Genomic DNA, 15680 nt, shown 5'->3' on the forward strand with positions numbered 1-15680 from the left:
CATCATGCCCGCAGAATTCGATCTTTATGGCGTCTACATTCCGCGCCTTCTCGTTCTCATGCTGGTGACGCTGTTTGCCGTCATCGTCGTTCGACGCCTGCTCGCATGGATCGGAGCCTACACTCTGGTCTGGCATCGCGGTCTTTTCGATCTCGCGCTCTACGTCTTGTTGCTCGGCGCCGTCTCCTCTGTCTCTCGTTGGTACTTCACATGAACGCGTTAAAACTCATCGGCCGCGTGGCCGTCACCCTCATATTCGTCGTCGCTGCCATCTATGTCGGCCGCCAACTCTGGGGCCACTATATGGACGAGCCCTGGACGCGCGATGCGCGCCTCAGGGCCGACGTTGTCGGCATCGCGCCTGACGTCTCTGGTCTCGTCAGCGAGGTGCTCGTCAAGGACAACCAGACCGTCAAGAAGGGCGATGTCCTCTTCCGTGTCGATCGCGACCGCTTCGCCATCGCCCTTGAACAGGCGGATGCAGCCCTTGCAAGCAGCAATGCCGCTCTCGAGCAGGCCCAGCGCGAAAGCGCGCGGCAGGCTCGCCTCGGCGATGCTGCCTCTTTGCAGCAGAAGGAGCAGGCGCTAACCACCGTGCAGCAGGATGAAGCCGCCGTTCGTCAGGCGACCGCCAATCGCGAGCTTGCCCAGCTGAACCTCGACCGTTCCGAAGTGCGCGCCACCGTCAACGGCACGATTTCGAACCTCAGCCTGCGTCCGGGCGATTACGTCTCCGCCGGTACCGCCAAGGTGGCGCTGATCGACAGCGATTCCCTTCGCGTCGAGGGCTATTTCGAGGAAACCAAGTTGCCGCGCATCCATGTCGGCGACGAAGTTCATATCCACCTGATGGGGCAGGCCGAGAAGCTGACCGGCCATGTCGAAAGTATCGCCTACGGCATCGAGGACCGCGAGCGCACCTCCGGCAGCCTGCTTGCCAACATCACGCCGACCTTCAGCTGGGTGCGGCTGGCGCAGCGCGTGCCGGTGCGCATCGCCCTCGACAAGGTGCCCGACGGCACGAAGCTGATCGCCGGCCTGACGGCAACCGTCGAGGTGCAGGAGCAGGGCCAGGCGAAAATCGCCAGCGCCGCGGAATGAACATCGCGTGAGAGGGTAGAGCGGCCGAGTTCAGGCCGCTCTGGAATTGGAAGCCGCAACCGGCCTACGTGCCGCCCGGCGTCTCTCCATCATGATCGGCCTGTAGGATCTGTAGAGGATCATGGCGATCAGCAGGCCGATATAGATGAACTGCTCCATCGACAGGATCTTCGTCGACAGCGCGAAATGCAGCGCGCCGCAGGCAGCGACAATATAGACGAGGCGATGCAGCCAGATCCACTTCTTGCCGAGACGCTTGATCGAGAAATTGTTCGAGGTGACGGCCAGCGCCAGCAGCATGACGAGCCCTGCCATGCCGAACATGATGAACGGCCGCTTCAGCACGTCGTCGATCACAGCCTGCACATCCAGCGCCTGATCGAGCACCATGTAGACGGTCAGGTGCATCAGCGCATAGTAGAAACAGAGCAGGCCGAGCGCGCGGCGATAGCGCAGATAGTTCCAGCCGAAGAGATCCCGAAGCGGCGTGACCGCAAGCGTCAGCAGCAGGAAGCGGATCGCCCAAAGTCCCAGGAAAAGCTCGAAAGTCTTGACGGCGTCGGCACCAAGCTGGTCCGTCGCGCCGAGATAGAATTCCCAGGCGGCCGGCAAAAGCCCGACGATGTAGAGCGCCCAGACGGAGGCGGGCTGCCAGCGCTTGGGCAGGGCGAAAGAGACAGCCATCAGAAATTCACCCTGAGGTCCATGCCTGTGTAGAGGCTGGCGACCTGATCGGCATAGCCGTTGAAGGGCAGGGTGGGGTGGCGGTTTGAGCCGAAGAAGCCGCCTTCGCCGATACGCCGTTCGGTGGCCTGGCTCCAGCGCGGATGATCGACGGCCGGATTGACGTTGGCATAGAAGCCGTATTCCTGGCCGTTGGTCGCCTGCCAGGTGTTCACAGGCTGCTTGTCGGTAAGCGTGATGCGGACGATCGACTTGATGCCCTTGAAGCCATATTTCCACGGCACGACGAGCCGGATCGGCGCACCGTTCTGGTTGGGCAGGGTCTCACCATAGAGGCCGACGGCAAGCAGCGTCAGCGGATTGCGCGCCTCGTCGAGCCGCAGGCCCTCGACATAGGGCCAATCGAGGGATTGCAGCAGGCCGGATTGTCCCGGCATTTCCGCCGGCCGCACCACCGTCTCGAAAGCCACGAACTTGGCGCTGCCCTGCGGCTCCACCTTGTCGAGCAGGGCCGAGAGCGGAAAGCCGTCCCAGGGAATGACCATCGACCACGCCTCGACACAGCGCATGCGATAGACGCGCTCTTCCGGCGGAAATTCCTTGATCAGCGCATCGACATCGAAGGTGCCGGGCTTGTTGACCATGCCGTCGACCTTAATCGTCCAAGGCCGCGGCTTGAACTTGCCGGAGAGGTTGGCCGGGTCTGCCTTGTCGAGGCCGAATTCGTAGAAGTTGTTGTAGGTGGTGACGTCCTTGATCGGCGTCAGCTTTTCATTGACCGTATAATTGCTCTTGGTCGCCGTCAGCGCTTCCGCCATTGCCGCCTTGCCGCCAACGGCCGCCATGCCGATACCGGCTGCCGCCACCGTCAGGAAATCGCGGCGTTTCAGATAGACGGAACGGGGCGTGACCTCGGAGGGTGCGATTTTCGGCGGACGGTAGGAGGCCATGGAACAATTCCTCTATGCGGGTAGCAGCTTCGATATTAGCCATACGCAACGGACACCGATTTTGTTACACTCTTAGGCTGGCATTTCTTTGGAAGTGAAAGCAACTTTTTGTGTGTGCTTGTGATTGGGCCGCCGCATTCCCAATTCTGGTCGAACCACTTGTTTGCCCGGACGCCGCGTTTGCCCGGCAGCGTACCGGATTCGCTTGAGTTGATAGTGACAGTATTGCACGATTGGATTAGGACAATTCCAAAAAGCGGAGTTGCCGGCGTTCCCTTCGCCCGAAACCATGGGCCCTGCCGACGCCGCACAAATTCCAGGATGACGAGGAAGACACCATGCCAGCTTATCGTTCCAGAACCACCACCCACGGCCGCAACATGGCCGGCGCGCGCGGCCTTTGGCGCGCGACGGGTATGAAGGACAGCGATTTCGGCAAGCCCATCATTGCAGTGGTCAACTCCTTCACCCAGTTCGTGCCCGGCCACGTTCACCTCAAGGATCTCGGCCAGCTCGTCGCGCGTGAAATCGAAGCGGCCGGCGGCGTCGCCAAGGAATTCAACACCATCGCCGTCGACGACGGCATCGCCATGGGCCATGACGGCATGCTCTATTCGCTGCCGTCGCGCGAGCTCATCGCCGACAGTGTTGAATACATGGTCAATGCCCATTGCGCCGACGCCATGGTCTGCATCTCCAACTGCGACAAGATCACACCCGGCATGCTGATGGCATCGCTGCGCCTGAACATTCCCACGGTCTTCGTGTCCGGCGGCCCGATGGAAGCCGGCAAGGTCATCCTGCATGGCAAGAAGGTCGCCCTCGATCTCGTCGACGCCATGGTTGCCGCTGCCGACGACAAGATCAGCGACGAAGATGTCGCCACTATCGAGCGTTCGGCTTGCCCGACCTGCGGCTCCTGCTCGGGCATGTTCACGGCCAATTCGATGAACTGTCTGACCGAAGCTCTCGGCCTGTCCTTGCCGGGTAACGGCTCGACGCTGGCAACCCATTCGGATCGCAAGGAACTCTTCCTCGAAGCCGGTCGACGTGTCGTTGCTCTGGCGAAGCGCTATTACGAGCAGGACGATTTGACCGCGCTGCCGCGGACGATCGCCAGCAAGGGTGCTTTCGAGAACGCCATGGCGCTCGATATCGCAATGGGCGGCTCGACCAACACCGTGCTGCATATCCTGGCGGCGGCGCATGAAGGTGAAATCGATTTCACCATGGATGACATCGATCGCCTGTCACGGCGCGTTCCCTGCCTTTCCAAGGTGGCTCCGGCAAAGTCCGATGTTCACATGGAAGACGTGCATCGCGCCGGCGGCATCATGGCCATCCTCGGCGAACTCAATCGTGCTGGATTGCTGAACGTCGATCTGCCGACCGTTCACGCCCCGACGCTGGGCGAGGCGCTGGCACAGTGGGATATCGCCGTCACCGACAACAAGGCTGCCCTAGAGCTCTTCAGCGCCGCTCCAGGCGGTGTCCCGACACAGGTGGCCTTCAGCCAGAGCGCCCGTTGGGAAGAGCTTGATCTCGATCGTGAAAAGGGTGTCATCCGCGACGCCCAGCATCCCTTCTCGAAGGATGGCGGTCTTGCCGTCCTCAAGGGTAACCTGGCTGTCGACGGCTGCATCGTGAAGACGGCCGGCGTCGATGAATCGATCCTGAAGTTCTCCGGCCCGGCCAAGGTCTTTGAAAGCCAGGACGCAGCCGTCAAGGGCATCCTCAGCAACGAGGTTGTGGCTGGCGACGTCGTCGTGATCCGCTACGAAGGCCCGAAGGGCGGTCCCGGCATGCAGGAAATGCTCTATCCGACGAGCTATCTGAAGTCGAAGGGCCTCGGCAAGGCCTGCGCGCTCATCACCGACGGCCGCTTCTCCGGCGGCACCTCGGGCCTCTCCATCGGTCACGCATCGCCGGAAGCGGCAAACGGCGGCACGATCGGCCTGGTGCGCGAGGGCGATATGATCGACATCGACATCCCGAACCGCACCATCAGCCTGCGTGTCGATGAGACTGAACTTGCCGCTCGCCGCGAAGCTCAGAACGCTAGGGGTTGGCATCCGGCCGAGCCGCGCAAGCGCAACGTCACAACGGCGTTGAAGGCCTATGCCGCTTTTGCCACGAGCGCCGACCGCGGCGCCGTTCGCGACCTGGGCGGAAAATAATGCGCATGTCAAAATAAGTTCGAGACAAAGGGCCACGCTACTTGCAGGCCCTTTGACATTCTAAGAGTATTTTTGTCAGCTTATCAGGTCTTTAAGCGCTGTCATCAAATGTGGCTGCCAGCGCATGGAGTATGTCATTTGGGTGGTAGCCTTCCCAAACGAGTGAATAATGCAGCCGCGTCAATTTTCATTTTCCGCGCTATCTGGAAAATCATGTGCAGGTTTTCACCTTTTTCGGCGGGGCGATCCCTGGCAGTAGGGTCGGCAATGATTATCCTCTCCAGACGAGTCAGCAAATCATTGAAGCCGCTTGGCGAAAGCGTGTAGGCCGGAAGAGTATCGCGCACAGCACGAAGAACGCGCCAGCGGGCGGAGCCTCGAAGATCGAAGTTGTCGATCTGAGTGATCAGTTTTTCCATATAAAGCGGATCGCGCCTTATCTGTAAAATAACAGCCGCGGCAAAAATGGCTTCGCTGGTGCTTGCTTTAAATAGATCTTCGAGGACGTGGAGTCTGCGGAATGTGGGCGCTGCTCTTTTGATTGGACGAGCAATTTGTTGAAGTTTCACAGTTGGAACGCGAGAAAATTGGAGATAGGCATTTCTTAATTTTTCTACTGCTTCCCAAACTTCCTTTTGAAGCTTTTCTTCCATCGAGTCCGATGGCAGTATTCGCCGTGCCGTAAGATAGACATCGCCACGCATTTCGCCATAGAGCTCTGGCCTTGCTAAGCGTTCCCCAAGATGCCTTGAACTATTGAAGATGTCTGTCTGATCGGATGTCCATCCTACCAAATCAGTGATCGACAACAAACCATCGCCGTCTCGATCAGCGTCTTCGAAGCGATTCTCCAGCGCCAAACAAAGCATATGCGTTAGAAAACCAAGGCCAATTTCGGGTAGTTCTCTAGCGACAGCAGTTCTGCCGCATGCGGCCAGAATCAAACTTGCACCGTCTCGGGCTGCTGCCATGAGCGGCTCGCCCTGCGTTGCCTCGGCACTCTTATATATTTGCTCGGTTGCTGCGCCGCTGTGACAACAATCCAGAATCATCAGTCGCAATGATGCTCGTGTGTTTGCGAAAATGGATCTGATGCTCGAAATGGGGATAGCGGTACTGACCGGACGATCGAATTCGGTCTGCCCCCAAACTAGATAGAGCTGAGACTTTGATAATAATCCATGGCCTGTGAAATAGAATACAAGTGAATCTCCTGGCCCGCACGAAGAAGCGACACGCTCAAACTCCGCAATCACATCTGCAGGCCCATAGTCGCCAGAGGTTTGAATAACATCAAAGGCGGACCTAGGCGAAGAAAATGCCCTACTTACTGCCACTTGATCGTTGGCTGTGCATTCCAATGTGGAAAATGCCGATGTGCCTGGGCCGGGATTCCCGGTAACAAAAGCATATCGTTTCATTAGCTTTGCTTTGTATGAATTTCAGTTGTCGTCACACCGTTAGTAGTCGTCGTTTTGGTGGTTACTTCGACATGAGGAATCAGTCTCTGTATAAGTTCCTTCACTATTGGAACAACCATTGGAGATAATGCGGCAGTCGCTGCAATGACCGTCGCGACATCTTTGGTGGATGGCTTTCCGACCCTTGGAGCCAGTTTCAATTCAGGATTTTCAGCCAGAAGAGCTTCGTTGATATCGACGCCAATGTTGTTCAGATATTCTTTGGAGTAGTCATCTAGTAAAATTTCGAAAAAGGGCTCGCTCACCTTGCTCTCCTCCATTGGCTATAAACATTAACGGATGTTTTCTATAAGAATGCAACCTTAATTAGTTTCCACGACAGTTTATTTAAAGCGGCCGATTGATTTGCTTGTACGCCTCGTTCAGCTCCTTCAGACGGTCCTGATAAGATGTCGTGAGGCAGGCGACATCCGCGCCGCAGGCCTGCCGCTTCTTCAGCCATTCGGTCTGCTGGTCCTGCATCGTGCCGCGTGCCCCCATGGCGAGGAGCCCCGAGAGCAGGTCGAAGGTCGTTACCATCCTCACATCGGCATCGTTAAGGGCACGGACGTCGCATATCGTCTTCTCGTCAGGCTTCAGGTTCTGCGCCTCGCAATCGAAGCTGGCGGCATGGGAGATGCCGGCCATGCCCAGCGAGATGAGGAAAGTGGCCGCGGCAAGATGGTTCAATCGCATATCTGGTTCCCTTTTGACGATTCCCAACGCGAAATGCATGACAGCATGTTTTTGTTCATCGAGCCTGTTTTTTATCGTGGCAGGCCTCCATTTATGCTTCATGCTTCCGCCCTCTTTTCTTTCTAGCGTCGGGCGCTACAACGTTGTTTCAAGAGAATTAAAAAGGGAAACTTTCATGCATGTCCTCCTGAAGCGCACTGCCGTTTCGATGATTGCCCTCGTCATGGCGATGCCGCTTTCCGCTTGGGCTCAAACGGCAAAGACGCTGCCGGAAAGCCAGACGCAGATGCAGCTTTCCTTCGCGCCTTTGGTCAAGCAGACGTCCGGCGCCGTAGTGAACGTTTATGCCGAACGCGTCGTGCAGCGTCAGTCCCCCTTTGCCGGCGATCCCTTCTTCGAGCAGTTTTTCGGCCAGCGCATGCCGAATCGCACCGAGAAGCAGTCTTCGCTGGGTTCGGGCGTCATCGTCGAGGCGAATGGCACCGTCATCACCAACAATCACGTCGTCGACGGCGCCGACGATATCAAGATCGCGCTTTCGGACGGCCGCGAGTTTCCCTGCAAGGTCATTCTGAAGGACGATCGCGTCGATCTCGCCGTCCTGAAGATCCAGTCGAAGAACGAGAGTTTCCCCGTTCTGCCGCTCGGCAATTCCGATGGCATCGAGGTCGGCGATCTCGTTCTCGCGATCGGCAATCCCTTCGGCGTAGGTCAGACGGTCACGAGCGGCATCGTCTCCGCGCTCGCCCGCAACCAGGTGAAGAACGAAGTCGGCTTCTTCATCCAGACCGATGCTTCGATCAATCCCGGTAATTCGGGCGGCGCGCTCGTCAACATGACTGGCCAGTTGATCGGGCTGAACACGGCGATCTTCTCCCAGGGCGGCGGTTCGAACGGCATCGGCTTCGCCATCCCGGCCAATCTGGTCAAGGTCTTCCTTGCTGCTGCCGATCGCGGCGACAAGGCCTTCGAGCGCCCCTATATCGGCGCCTCCTTCGAGCCTGTTACATCCGACGTCGCCGAAGCGCTTGGCCTCGACAAGGTTCGCGGCGCGCTGGTGACCAAGGTGGTGGATGGCGGTCCGGCGGCCAAGGCCGGCCTGAAGCCCGGCGAAGTGATCACTGCGCTGAACAATATCTCCATCGAGCATCCCGATGCGCTCGGTTATCGCCTGACGACGGCAGGGCTCGGCGCCACCGTGTCATTGACGGTGCTCGATAACGGCAAGGAGCATCAGGCCACGATGACGCTTGCCGCAGCGCCCGAATCCACGCCGCGCGATGAGCGGGCAATCGAAGGCAACAATCCCTTCTCTGGCGCAACCGTTGCCAATCTCTCACCGCGTGTTGCCGACGATCTGCATATGCCCCCGGATTCCACAGGCGTCGTCATCGAGAGCCTGAAACAGAACTCGCCAGCCGACCGGCTTGGATTTGCCGCGCGCGATATCGTCATTTCCATCAATGGCGTTGCGATCAACACCACGGATATCCTTCAGAAGACCGTCACCTCCAACCCGAGCTTCTGGCGCGTCGAGATCGAACGCGACGGCCAGCGCATCCGGCAGTTCTTCCGATGAGCAATGATCTGTTTGCACCGCGGGTACCGGAGGAGGTCGCCAACAAGCGGCCTCTGGCCGATCGTCTGCGGCCGCAAACGCTGGCCGAAGTGACCGGCCAGGCGCATCTGACCGGCGAGGACGGCGTGCTTCGCCGGATGATCGAGGCGGGTTCGCTCGGATCGATGATCTTCTGGGGACCGCCCGGCACCGGCAAGACGACGGTCGCCAGACTGCTTTCGGGCGAAGCCGGTCTCGCCTTCGAGCAGATCTCGGCGATATTTTCCGGCGTCGCCGATCTGAAGAAGGTGTTCGAGGCCGCACGCCTGCGCCGCATGGACGGCCGCCAGACCCTGCTGTTCGTCGATGAGATCCATCGCTTCAATCGCGCGCAGCAGGACAGCTTCCTGCCTGTGATGGAGGACGGCACGGTCATCCTCGTCGGGGCGACGACCGAAAATCCATCCTTCGAGCTTAACGCCGCTCTTCTCTCCCGCGCCCGCGTCCTGACATTTCAATCGCATGACGAGGAAAGCCTGGAGGAATTGCTGCGGCGCGCCGAAGCGGTCGAAGGCAAGCCGCTGCCGCTGACCGAGGATGCGCGCGCCAGCCTGATCGGCATGGCCGATGGCGATGGCCGTTCGGTGCTGACGCTGGCGGAAGAGGTCTGGCGTGCCGCGCGCAAGGACGAGCTTTTCGATCCCGACATGCTGGTCAAGATCGTGCAGCGCCGCGCTCCGGTCTACGACAAGGCGCAGGATGGGCACTACAATCTGATATCGGCGCTGCACAAATCCGTGCGCGGCTCCGATCCCGATGCGGCGCTCTATTACCTCGCGCGCATGTTCGATGCCGGAGAAGACCCGCTCTATCTCGGCCGCCGGCTGGTGCGCATGGCTGTCGAAGATATCGGACTTGCCGATCCGCAGGCTCTGGTGATCTGCAATGCCGCCAAGGATGCCTATGATTATCTGGGGTCGCCGGAGGGTGAGTTGGCACTGGCGCAGGCTTGCGTCTATCTCGCCACCGCGCCGAAATCGAATGCCGTCTACACGGCCTTCAAGGCGGCGACGCAGGCCGCCAAGCAGAACGGCTCGCTTCTCCCGCCCAAGCATATCCTCAACGCGCCGACGAAGCTGATGCGCACCGAAGGATATGGCGACGGCTATCGCTACGATCACGACGAGCCGGATGCGTTTTCGGGCCAGAATTATTTTCCGGAAAAGATGGGCCGCCAGATCTTCTACGATCCGCCCGAGCGTGGTTTCGAGCGCGACATCCGCAAGCGGCTGGATTGGTGGGCAAAGCTGCGCAAGGAGCGTGGTGAACGCTAGGTCTGCGTCTCAGCGGCCGTTAGCGGTTTCCTGTGGCGCCTTCTGCATGCGGGGCGTGGGGAGCTTATCGACGATTTTGACGTTCGATTCCGCGAAACCGTTGTGACCTTCCATGTCGACGACGAGATGCCAATGACCGGATTCCGGAATGGTCAGCCGGATCGGCGATTTCTTGGCGACGCCGCCGAGAAACTGGTGCTTGAGGGTTTCCGTGAAGCGCTCGAAATTCGAGCCGTTCAGCAGCCTGACATTGGCGATGGCCGAGAGCGTGATTTCGATCACGGTCCCGGCGCGTTGTTCCTTGAGATCGTAGTGGCTGTAGCGAAAAGCAGGCTTCGACATTGTCTTCTATTCTTTGCGTATCTGGCCGAAAAGCTTACCTGATTGTGGGTTAAGGAAGCGTTCGGCCAGATGGCTGTCGAAGCCTGCACCCTGGCGGGGGTCTAACGCATGTCGCGCAAGAATGTGAGGCAGTTTGCGATCACGACATGCAAGGTGTGAAGAACCTGAAGCGCAAGGAGCGAATCTCAGCGATCGCGACGCGCCCTAGTGCAGATTGGAGGAGGTGGTTGCGATGCCATCCAGGTCGAGCACGGCGCCTTCGGGCGCATGGCAGATGTCGGCCGGATTGTGGTTGCATTCTTCCGCCGCGAAGTGCAGGGCGGCTGCCTCGTTGCGGAACAGGCCGCCGACGAGACCTTGCCGGTCCTGAACGATCCAGCTGCCGCGGCGGTCGCGTCCAATGATGAAGCGAGCCGGAGCCGGCGAGATCGGGCTGTGGGCCGAGCGGCGCTGAATATGCTGTGCGTTTGCCATTATGTTTTCCTCTTGGATCTCTTCGTTACTCTCAGTGCCCGGTCAGGCGCAGCACCATCTGCAAGGTACCGGCGATCAGGAGGACGAGGCCGAGGCGCGGCGCGACGGAGCGAAGTCCGTGCAGCAGTGCGTCCGAAGAGATGGACCACTCGCTTTTGGCGAGGGCCGCCGTGCGAGGGCGTTGGAGGGGGTCGGCGGATAGGCCGACATGCCTGTAGCGTGACATCATAGTTCCTTTCCAGTGTCACCAGCACCATCAGTCCGATTGGATCGTTTCCGGTGCCACGCTGCTGAATCTATGGGTGATTTGCTAGGATTTCCATTTGCCTCAAATGGCAAAAATATAAAAATCTCATAGAGATGGAGCGATCTCACAATCCCAGCCGAAAGGTTTTGCGGGAGGCAAAGCGGCCGCTGCCATCAAGCTGAAAGGGCGTGACGGCAGCCTGGATCGCCGCGGCGGTTTCATTGGTGACATCAACCAACGGCAGGCGGACATCGGCTCCGATATGCCGCACCAGCGACAGGGCATGCTTGACCGTCGCCGGCTCGCTCTCGCGCGACAATGCCTGAAACAAGGGCTGCAGGCGTTCGTCGATGGATCGCGCCGCGCTGAGGTGGCCGCAGGCCGCCGAGTGCTGCATGGACTGGAACAGCCGCGGGACGATATTGGCTGCATTCGAGAAGCAGCCGTTGCCGCCCGCGACGGTAAAGGCGAGCGCATTGACGTCGCTCGAGGTATAAAGGCCGAAGCGCTCCGGCAGCAGCGATCGCCAAAGATCGATGCGCGAGATATCGCCGGTGCCATCGGCAATCCCGACGATACCGGGAATCTCGGCCAAATGTGCGACCGTCGCCGGTGCAAGGTCGATTGCCGTATGCGATGGCTGATTGTGGACGATGATGGGCAGCTCCGTCAGTGCCGCAAGCTGCTCGAAGTGATGAAGCACGCCCTTCTGGGTCGGCTTCGAATAATAAGGGAGCGTGACGAAGACGGCATCGGCACCAAGCCGCTGCGCCTGTACTGTCTCCTCTATGGTCGTTGCCGTGTCGTTGGTACCGGTCGCGACGATGACGGGCACCCTGTCTTCGGACAGTTCGATGCAGATTTCGATGGCGCGGATTCGTTCCGCCTCGGTCAGCGTCGGTCCTTCGCCCGCTACGGAGCAGACGAGTAGTCCGTCGACGCCGCTCAGTAACTGCCATTCGATATGAGCCATCATGTCGACGCTGTCGAAAACGCCATCGCGAAATGGCGTGACGAGGGCGGTCATCGCACCGCCGATGCGTCTTGGAAAAGTCGTCCTGTTCATGTCAGCGGCATCTCAAAGATAATGCAGCACGATGAACAGCTCCAGGCCGCCGAGCAGCAGGCCGAAGGCGAACATGGCCTGAAAGGTCCGCTTCTCGTGAACCTGGCGATTTTGAGACTGGCGCTTTGGCCGCCTCTTTAGGCTTGAAGCCGGTGCCGCAATGCGGTGATGCCTCTCATCGCTGTTGTGAATGAGGACGCGGATGGATTCCGTTAGATTGGGTGCGTGCGTGTCGAGCATGGCGTCGATCTCCATATTCCGACGCAAGCGTAACGCCGGCCCCCATAGGAAATCCATTCGCGGCGAAAGACGAAGAAGTAAGTGAGATATAAAGAGCCGCCATCCTCGGATTCGACCCGGTAACTGTCTTCATTGACCGTTGCTTGCAGATAGAGCTTCGCTTAGCCGGCATCCTGCTGGTTCTTGCGGTCGAGCTGCGTCACCAGCGCCAGGATGGTCGCCGAGACCGGCGTCGGGACATTCGCGAGCCTTCCGAGCGACACGACGATGCCGACGAGAGGCGTGATTTCCAGCGTCTTGCCGGCAAGCAGATCCTGCAGCATCGACGTGCGTACCGGTCCGATTTGACGCGAGCGTTCGAGGCGTTCTTCGATGGACATGGGGACCTGCGATCCCAGCGCCTCGGCGACGGCCTTCACTTCGCCCATCACCTGGCCGACCATTGCCGAAAGGGCGGAATCGTCCATGATATCGGACATCAATCCGCGGGTGAGCGCGCTGATCGGATTGAAGGCGGCATTGCCCATCAGCTTGCTCCAGATATCGTCGCGAATGCGTGGGGAAATGGAGATCTTCACGCCCGCCTGCTGCAACAGCGCCGCGATCGCCTCGATATCGGCCGTCGTCTCGCCGGAAGGCTCGCCAAGGATGAAGTGGCCGCTGTTGCTGAGTTTGATCTCGCCGGGCGCGGCAACTTCCGCTCCCTGATAGGCGACGCAGCCGATGACGCGCTCCGGCCCGATCAGGCGCCAGAGATCGCCGTTCGGATCGAGCTCCTCCATCTGGTGCTCGGCATGGCCGCTCTGCCTGTCCCGGTGGAAATACCACCACGGCACGCCGTTGAGGATCATGACGACGCGGGTGCCGGAATGCAGCAGTTTCGCAATGCCGGGGACGGCCGCGGCAAGCTGGTGACCCTTGAGCCCGGTGATGACGAGATCCTGCGGCGGCAACTCGCCCGCATCGGCCGTTGCCGTCATATGCGCCACAAGGGGATTGTCGGCGCCGGCTTCCCACAGGCGTATGCCGCCGGCGCGAATGGCCTCCAGATGGGCTCCACGCGCAATGACCGAAATCTGCGTCTGCACCCCCTTGGCGGATGCAAGCTTCGCGGCGATCGCGCCACCGAGCGCGCCGGCGCCGTAGATACAGATGTTCTTGTAGGGGGAGGGCGTCATGGCTTGATGCTCCGAATGGGATCACGAGCCCTCGAAAGACTTATCGAGCCCGTGAATTAGCGAGTGGTTTATCAGATTGTCGGCAATTGGAATTGAAAATTGCCAAACCTTCCGACACACTACAGTCTTATGGAAATTTCACCATACTCGTCCGAGCACGAACGGGTTGGCGGGTAACGGAAATACCTTTTCAGTCGCCGCTGCTGCGCACGGATTTTATGAACGGGACTATGTTTTCACTACAAGCATTTGGCGGCTTGAAGCTTCTGAACAGCGACGGTTGCGAGGTCTCCTTTCCTGAAAAAGGTCTGCTGATCCTGATCTATCTGATGCTGGAGCCGACGTCGCACGCATCACGCAGCACGATCGCCAGGCTTCTATGGGGAGACGACAATGGCAGCGCGCAGGTCAATCTGCGCAAGCTGGTTTCGCGGATAAGGGGACGCCAGGAAGCGCTCGGCAGGTCGTTTCTTCGTTTCAGCGAGACGATCGTCGAACTCGACGCGCCTCCAACAACCTCCGACCTCCCGTTCTCACGTTCAGACGACGGCAGCCCCCTCTTTGCAAGATTGAAGTTGCTGGCAAGAACGTTCGAAGCAGAGTTCCTGCAGGCGGTCGATTGTCAAAGCGTTGTTTTCTCTCATTGGCGAGATGTCCAGAGACACAGGCATCTCTCGCTGTTGAAGGAGGTATTGGGTGCCGCTGCCGCACAAGCGCATGCGACGGACGATATCGCGCTTGTAAAGGAGGTGGTGCTTCTGGTTCTCGGTCTCGATCCTGAGGATCGGGATATTCATCGCATCCTGTTGCGGATATTCGATGCCGAAGGCGAGATCGCGCACTTCAGGCGGATCTTCGAACAGCGGGCCGCGCGGCTGGCCTCATGGTCGGCACATCGGCATGGCATTTCCGAAATTCTGGCCGAGGATGCCATCCCCCGTCATGAAAGGCATCCTGGCGCGCGGACGAGAGTGCGGATACCCCTCCTGCTCCTGCCCTCCACGGAGAGGCAGGGCGCGGATTATGACGCCTCGTCCCTTGTGAACGATATTACAATCGGTTTCTGCGCGCTCGACAGTCTCGAAATCGTAGAGCGCCGCACCGCGGTCCGGGTCGGCAGGGTGGGAGAGCGTGCCGTCGCGACTTTCGATCAATGGGACCGCTCTTATATTCTCGAGATGCGGCTCAGCGTTCGCGATGACGGACCGCTGCTGTTCTTGCAACTGGTCGACGCTGCGAGCGACGAAATCATCTGGGCCGAGCGCATCAGCCTTGGGCAGTCCTCTCCGGAAGAGCGGAGGCAGACGGTCGGGCGTCATATCGTGCTGTTGCTTGCGGGACAAATCGAGCGCCGGGAGATGATGCGGTCCCACTTTGAGGAAACCCCGGCAGCCCATCAACGCTACCTCGCCGGCAAGCGTTATCTCGAGCGCCTCTCGGTGCCAAATCTTCAAAAGGCCCGTGGAGAGCTTGAGGCGGCGTTGCGCAGCAGCCGCCATTTCGCCCCCGCCTTAAGCTCGGTCGCCCGCACCTATTCCAAGCAATGGGTGCTGACTTCGGGAAGCGATGCAGCCTTGCTGGGCGAGGCGGAGAACTATGCGATGCAGGCCATTGCGGCCCGGCGCGACATCGCCGACGGCTATCGCGAGCTTGGCATGGCGAAGATGTTCCAGAAGGAGAGTGACGAGGGCATAGAGGCATTGAAGCTGGCTGAAGCCCTCAATCCCTGCCACGCCGGCATCATTGCCGACCATGCCGAAGCGCTGCTTCATTCATCCCGGCCGGACCTGGCTTTGACGAAGATCGAAAGCGCCTTCGCGCTCAATCCGGTCAGCCCCGACACCTATCTTTGGACCGCTTCCGTGGCGAGCTACACGCTCGGCCGCTTTGAGGCCGCCCTCGATTATATCGGCCGGATGGCGGACGCACGCTTGGCCGACCGGATCTCCGCGGCAAGCTGGGCAATGCTCGGAGACGCGGAGAGGGCGGGATTCTTCGTTCGGCGCGTTCACAAGACCAATCCGGATTTCGATGTCGAACGCTGGGTTTCCGTCGTGCCATTCAAGGAGCAATGGCAGCGCGATATTTATCGCGAGGGATTGCGTCGGGCCGGTTTCTGGAGAGCTACCCCGAATACGATCGGGGCATAGCAGCGGTCTCTCGTCAGCATGGT

At 59.5% G+C, this 15680-nt stretch carries 17 protein-coding genes; 6 read left to right on the forward strand and 11 right to left on the reverse strand.

Features of this window, described 5'->3' with window-relative positions:
• Positions 1-4: 4 nt before the first annotated feature.
• Together ACIQWP_RS22110 and ACIQWP_RS22115 are read left to right on the forward strand one after the other, a co-directional pair.
• Positions 5-214 (forward strand): DUF1656 domain-containing protein, encoded by a 210-nt coding sequence (locus tag ACIQWP_RS22110; protein ID WP_402792191.1) that lies wholly within the window; start codon positions 5-7, stop codon positions 212-214.
• Positions 211-1101 (forward strand): efflux RND transporter periplasmic adaptor subunit, encoded by an 891-nt coding sequence (locus ACIQWP_RS22115; protein ID WP_402792194.1) that lies wholly within the window; start codon positions 211-213, stop codon positions 1099-1101. Before ACIQWP_RS22110 ends, ACIQWP_RS22115 begins: the two co-directional genes overlap by 4 nt.
• Before the next feature lie 30 nt (positions 1102-1131).
• On the opposite strand, the gene msrQ is transcribed toward ACIQWP_RS22115, so the two are convergent.
• Together msrQ and msrP are read right to left on the reverse strand one after the other, a co-directional pair.
• Positions 1132-1785 carry a protein-methionine-sulfoxide reductase heme-binding subunit MsrQ gene (msrQ, locus tag ACIQWP_RS22120; RefSeq protein WP_402792197.1) on the reverse strand — a complete coding sequence of 218 codons (654 nt, stop codon included), beginning with the start codon at positions 1783-1785 and terminating at the stop codon, positions 1132-1134.
• Positions 1785-2735 carry a protein-methionine-sulfoxide reductase catalytic subunit MsrP gene (msrP, locus tag ACIQWP_RS22125; protein ID WP_402792200.1) on the reverse strand — a complete coding sequence of 317 codons (951 nt, stop codon included), beginning with the start codon at positions 2733-2735 and terminating at the stop codon, positions 1785-1787. Before msrP ends, msrQ begins: the two co-directional genes overlap by 1 nt.
• A 338-nt stretch (positions 2736-3073) precedes the next feature.
• Between msrP and ilvD the strand changes: the two genes are divergently transcribed.
• Positions 3074-4912, forward strand: coding sequence for a dihydroxy-acid dehydratase (gene ilvD / locus ACIQWP_RS22130; protein ID WP_402792203.1), 1839 nt, complete (start codon positions 3074-3076; stop codon positions 4910-4912).
• A gap of 134 nt (positions 4913-5046) precedes the next feature.
• Here ilvD and ACIQWP_RS22135 read toward each other — a convergent pair whose 3' ends face one another.
• The 3 genes from ACIQWP_RS22135 to ACIQWP_RS22145 form a co-directional block, all read right to left on the reverse strand.
• Complete coding sequence (locus ACIQWP_RS22135; RefSeq protein WP_402792206.1) at positions 5047-6333, reverse strand: caspase domain-containing protein; 1287 nt, start codon at positions 6331-6333, stop codon at positions 5047-5049.
• Positions 6333-6638 carry a hypothetical protein gene (locus ACIQWP_RS22140; RefSeq protein WP_402792209.1) on the reverse strand — a complete coding sequence of 102 codons (306 nt, stop codon included), beginning with the start codon at positions 6636-6638 and terminating at the stop codon, positions 6333-6335. Before ACIQWP_RS22140 ends, ACIQWP_RS22135 begins: the two co-directional genes overlap by 1 nt.
• 82 nt (positions 6639-6720) lie before the next feature.
• Positions 6721-7068 carry a lysozyme inhibitor LprI family protein gene (locus ACIQWP_RS22145; protein WP_402792212.1) on the reverse strand — a complete coding sequence of 116 codons (348 nt, stop codon included), beginning with the start codon at positions 7066-7068 and terminating at the stop codon, positions 6721-6723.
• A 175-nt stretch (positions 7069-7243) separates the two neighbouring features.
• On the opposite strand from ACIQWP_RS22145, the gene ACIQWP_RS22150 reads away from it, so the two are divergent.
• Both ACIQWP_RS22150 and ACIQWP_RS22155 read left to right on the forward strand, forming a co-directional pair.
• Positions 7244-8647, forward strand: coding sequence for a DegQ family serine endoprotease (locus ACIQWP_RS22150; RefSeq protein WP_402792215.1), 1404 nt, complete (start codon positions 7244-7246; stop codon positions 8645-8647).
• The gene (locus tag ACIQWP_RS22155) at positions 8644-9960 is read left to right on the forward strand and encodes a replication-associated recombination protein A (protein ID WP_402792218.1); all 1317 of its coding nucleotides are present in this window, start codon (positions 8644-8646) and stop codon (positions 9958-9960) included. The genes ACIQWP_RS22150 and ACIQWP_RS22155 overlap by 4 nt, the downstream gene beginning before the upstream one ends.
• A 9-nt stretch (positions 9961-9969) precedes the next feature.
• Here ACIQWP_RS22155 and ACIQWP_RS22160 read toward each other — a convergent pair whose 3' ends face one another.
• The 6 genes from ACIQWP_RS22160 to ACIQWP_RS22185 form a co-directional block, all read right to left on the reverse strand.
• On the reverse strand, positions 9970-10302 hold the full coding sequence (locus tag ACIQWP_RS22160) for a DUF1883 domain-containing protein (protein ID WP_402792221.1): 333 nt from the start codon (positions 10300-10302) through the stop codon (positions 9970-9972).
• A gap of 204 nt (positions 10303-10506) precedes the next feature.
• Positions 10507-10776 carry a hypothetical protein gene (locus ACIQWP_RS22165; RefSeq protein ID WP_402792224.1) on the reverse strand — a complete coding sequence of 90 codons (270 nt, stop codon included), beginning with the start codon at positions 10774-10776 and terminating at the stop codon, positions 10507-10509.
• A 31-nt stretch (positions 10777-10807) separates the two neighbouring features.
• Positions 10808-11005, reverse strand: a complete 198-nt coding sequence (locus ACIQWP_RS22170; protein ID WP_402792227.1) for a hypothetical protein — start codon at positions 11003-11005, stop codon at positions 10808-10810.
• Between the two features lie 142 nt (positions 11006-11147).
• The gene (dapA, locus tag ACIQWP_RS22175) at positions 11148-12089 is read right to left on the reverse strand and encodes a 4-hydroxy-tetrahydrodipicolinate synthase (protein WP_402792229.1); all 942 of its coding nucleotides are present in this window, start codon (positions 12087-12089) and stop codon (positions 11148-11150) included.
• Between the two features lie 12 nt (positions 12090-12101).
• Positions 12102-12329: a hypothetical protein gene (locus ACIQWP_RS22180; protein WP_402792232.1), complete on the reverse strand. Its 228-nt coding sequence runs from the start codon at positions 12327-12329 to the stop codon at positions 12102-12104.
• Positions 12330-12490: 161 nt separating this feature from the next.
• On the reverse strand, positions 12491-13507 hold the full coding sequence (locus ACIQWP_RS22185; RefSeq protein ID WP_402792235.1) for a ketopantoate reductase family protein: 1017 nt from the start codon (positions 13505-13507) through the stop codon (positions 12491-12493).
• Positions 13508-13737: 230 nt separating this feature from the next.
• Here ACIQWP_RS22185 and ACIQWP_RS22190 point away from each other — a divergent pair, with 230 nt between their 5' ends.
• Entirely contained in the window at positions 13738-15657 is a 1920-nt protein-coding gene (locus tag ACIQWP_RS22190; protein WP_402792238.1) for a hypothetical protein, read from the forward strand.
• Positions 15658-15680: the final 23 nt, after the last annotated feature.

Origin of the sequence: Rhizobium sp. NPDC090279 (genome assembly GCF_044769665.1) — a bacterium.
Taxonomy (GTDB): domain Bacteria; phylum Pseudomonadota; class Alphaproteobacteria; order Rhizobiales; family Rhizobiaceae; genus Rhizobium.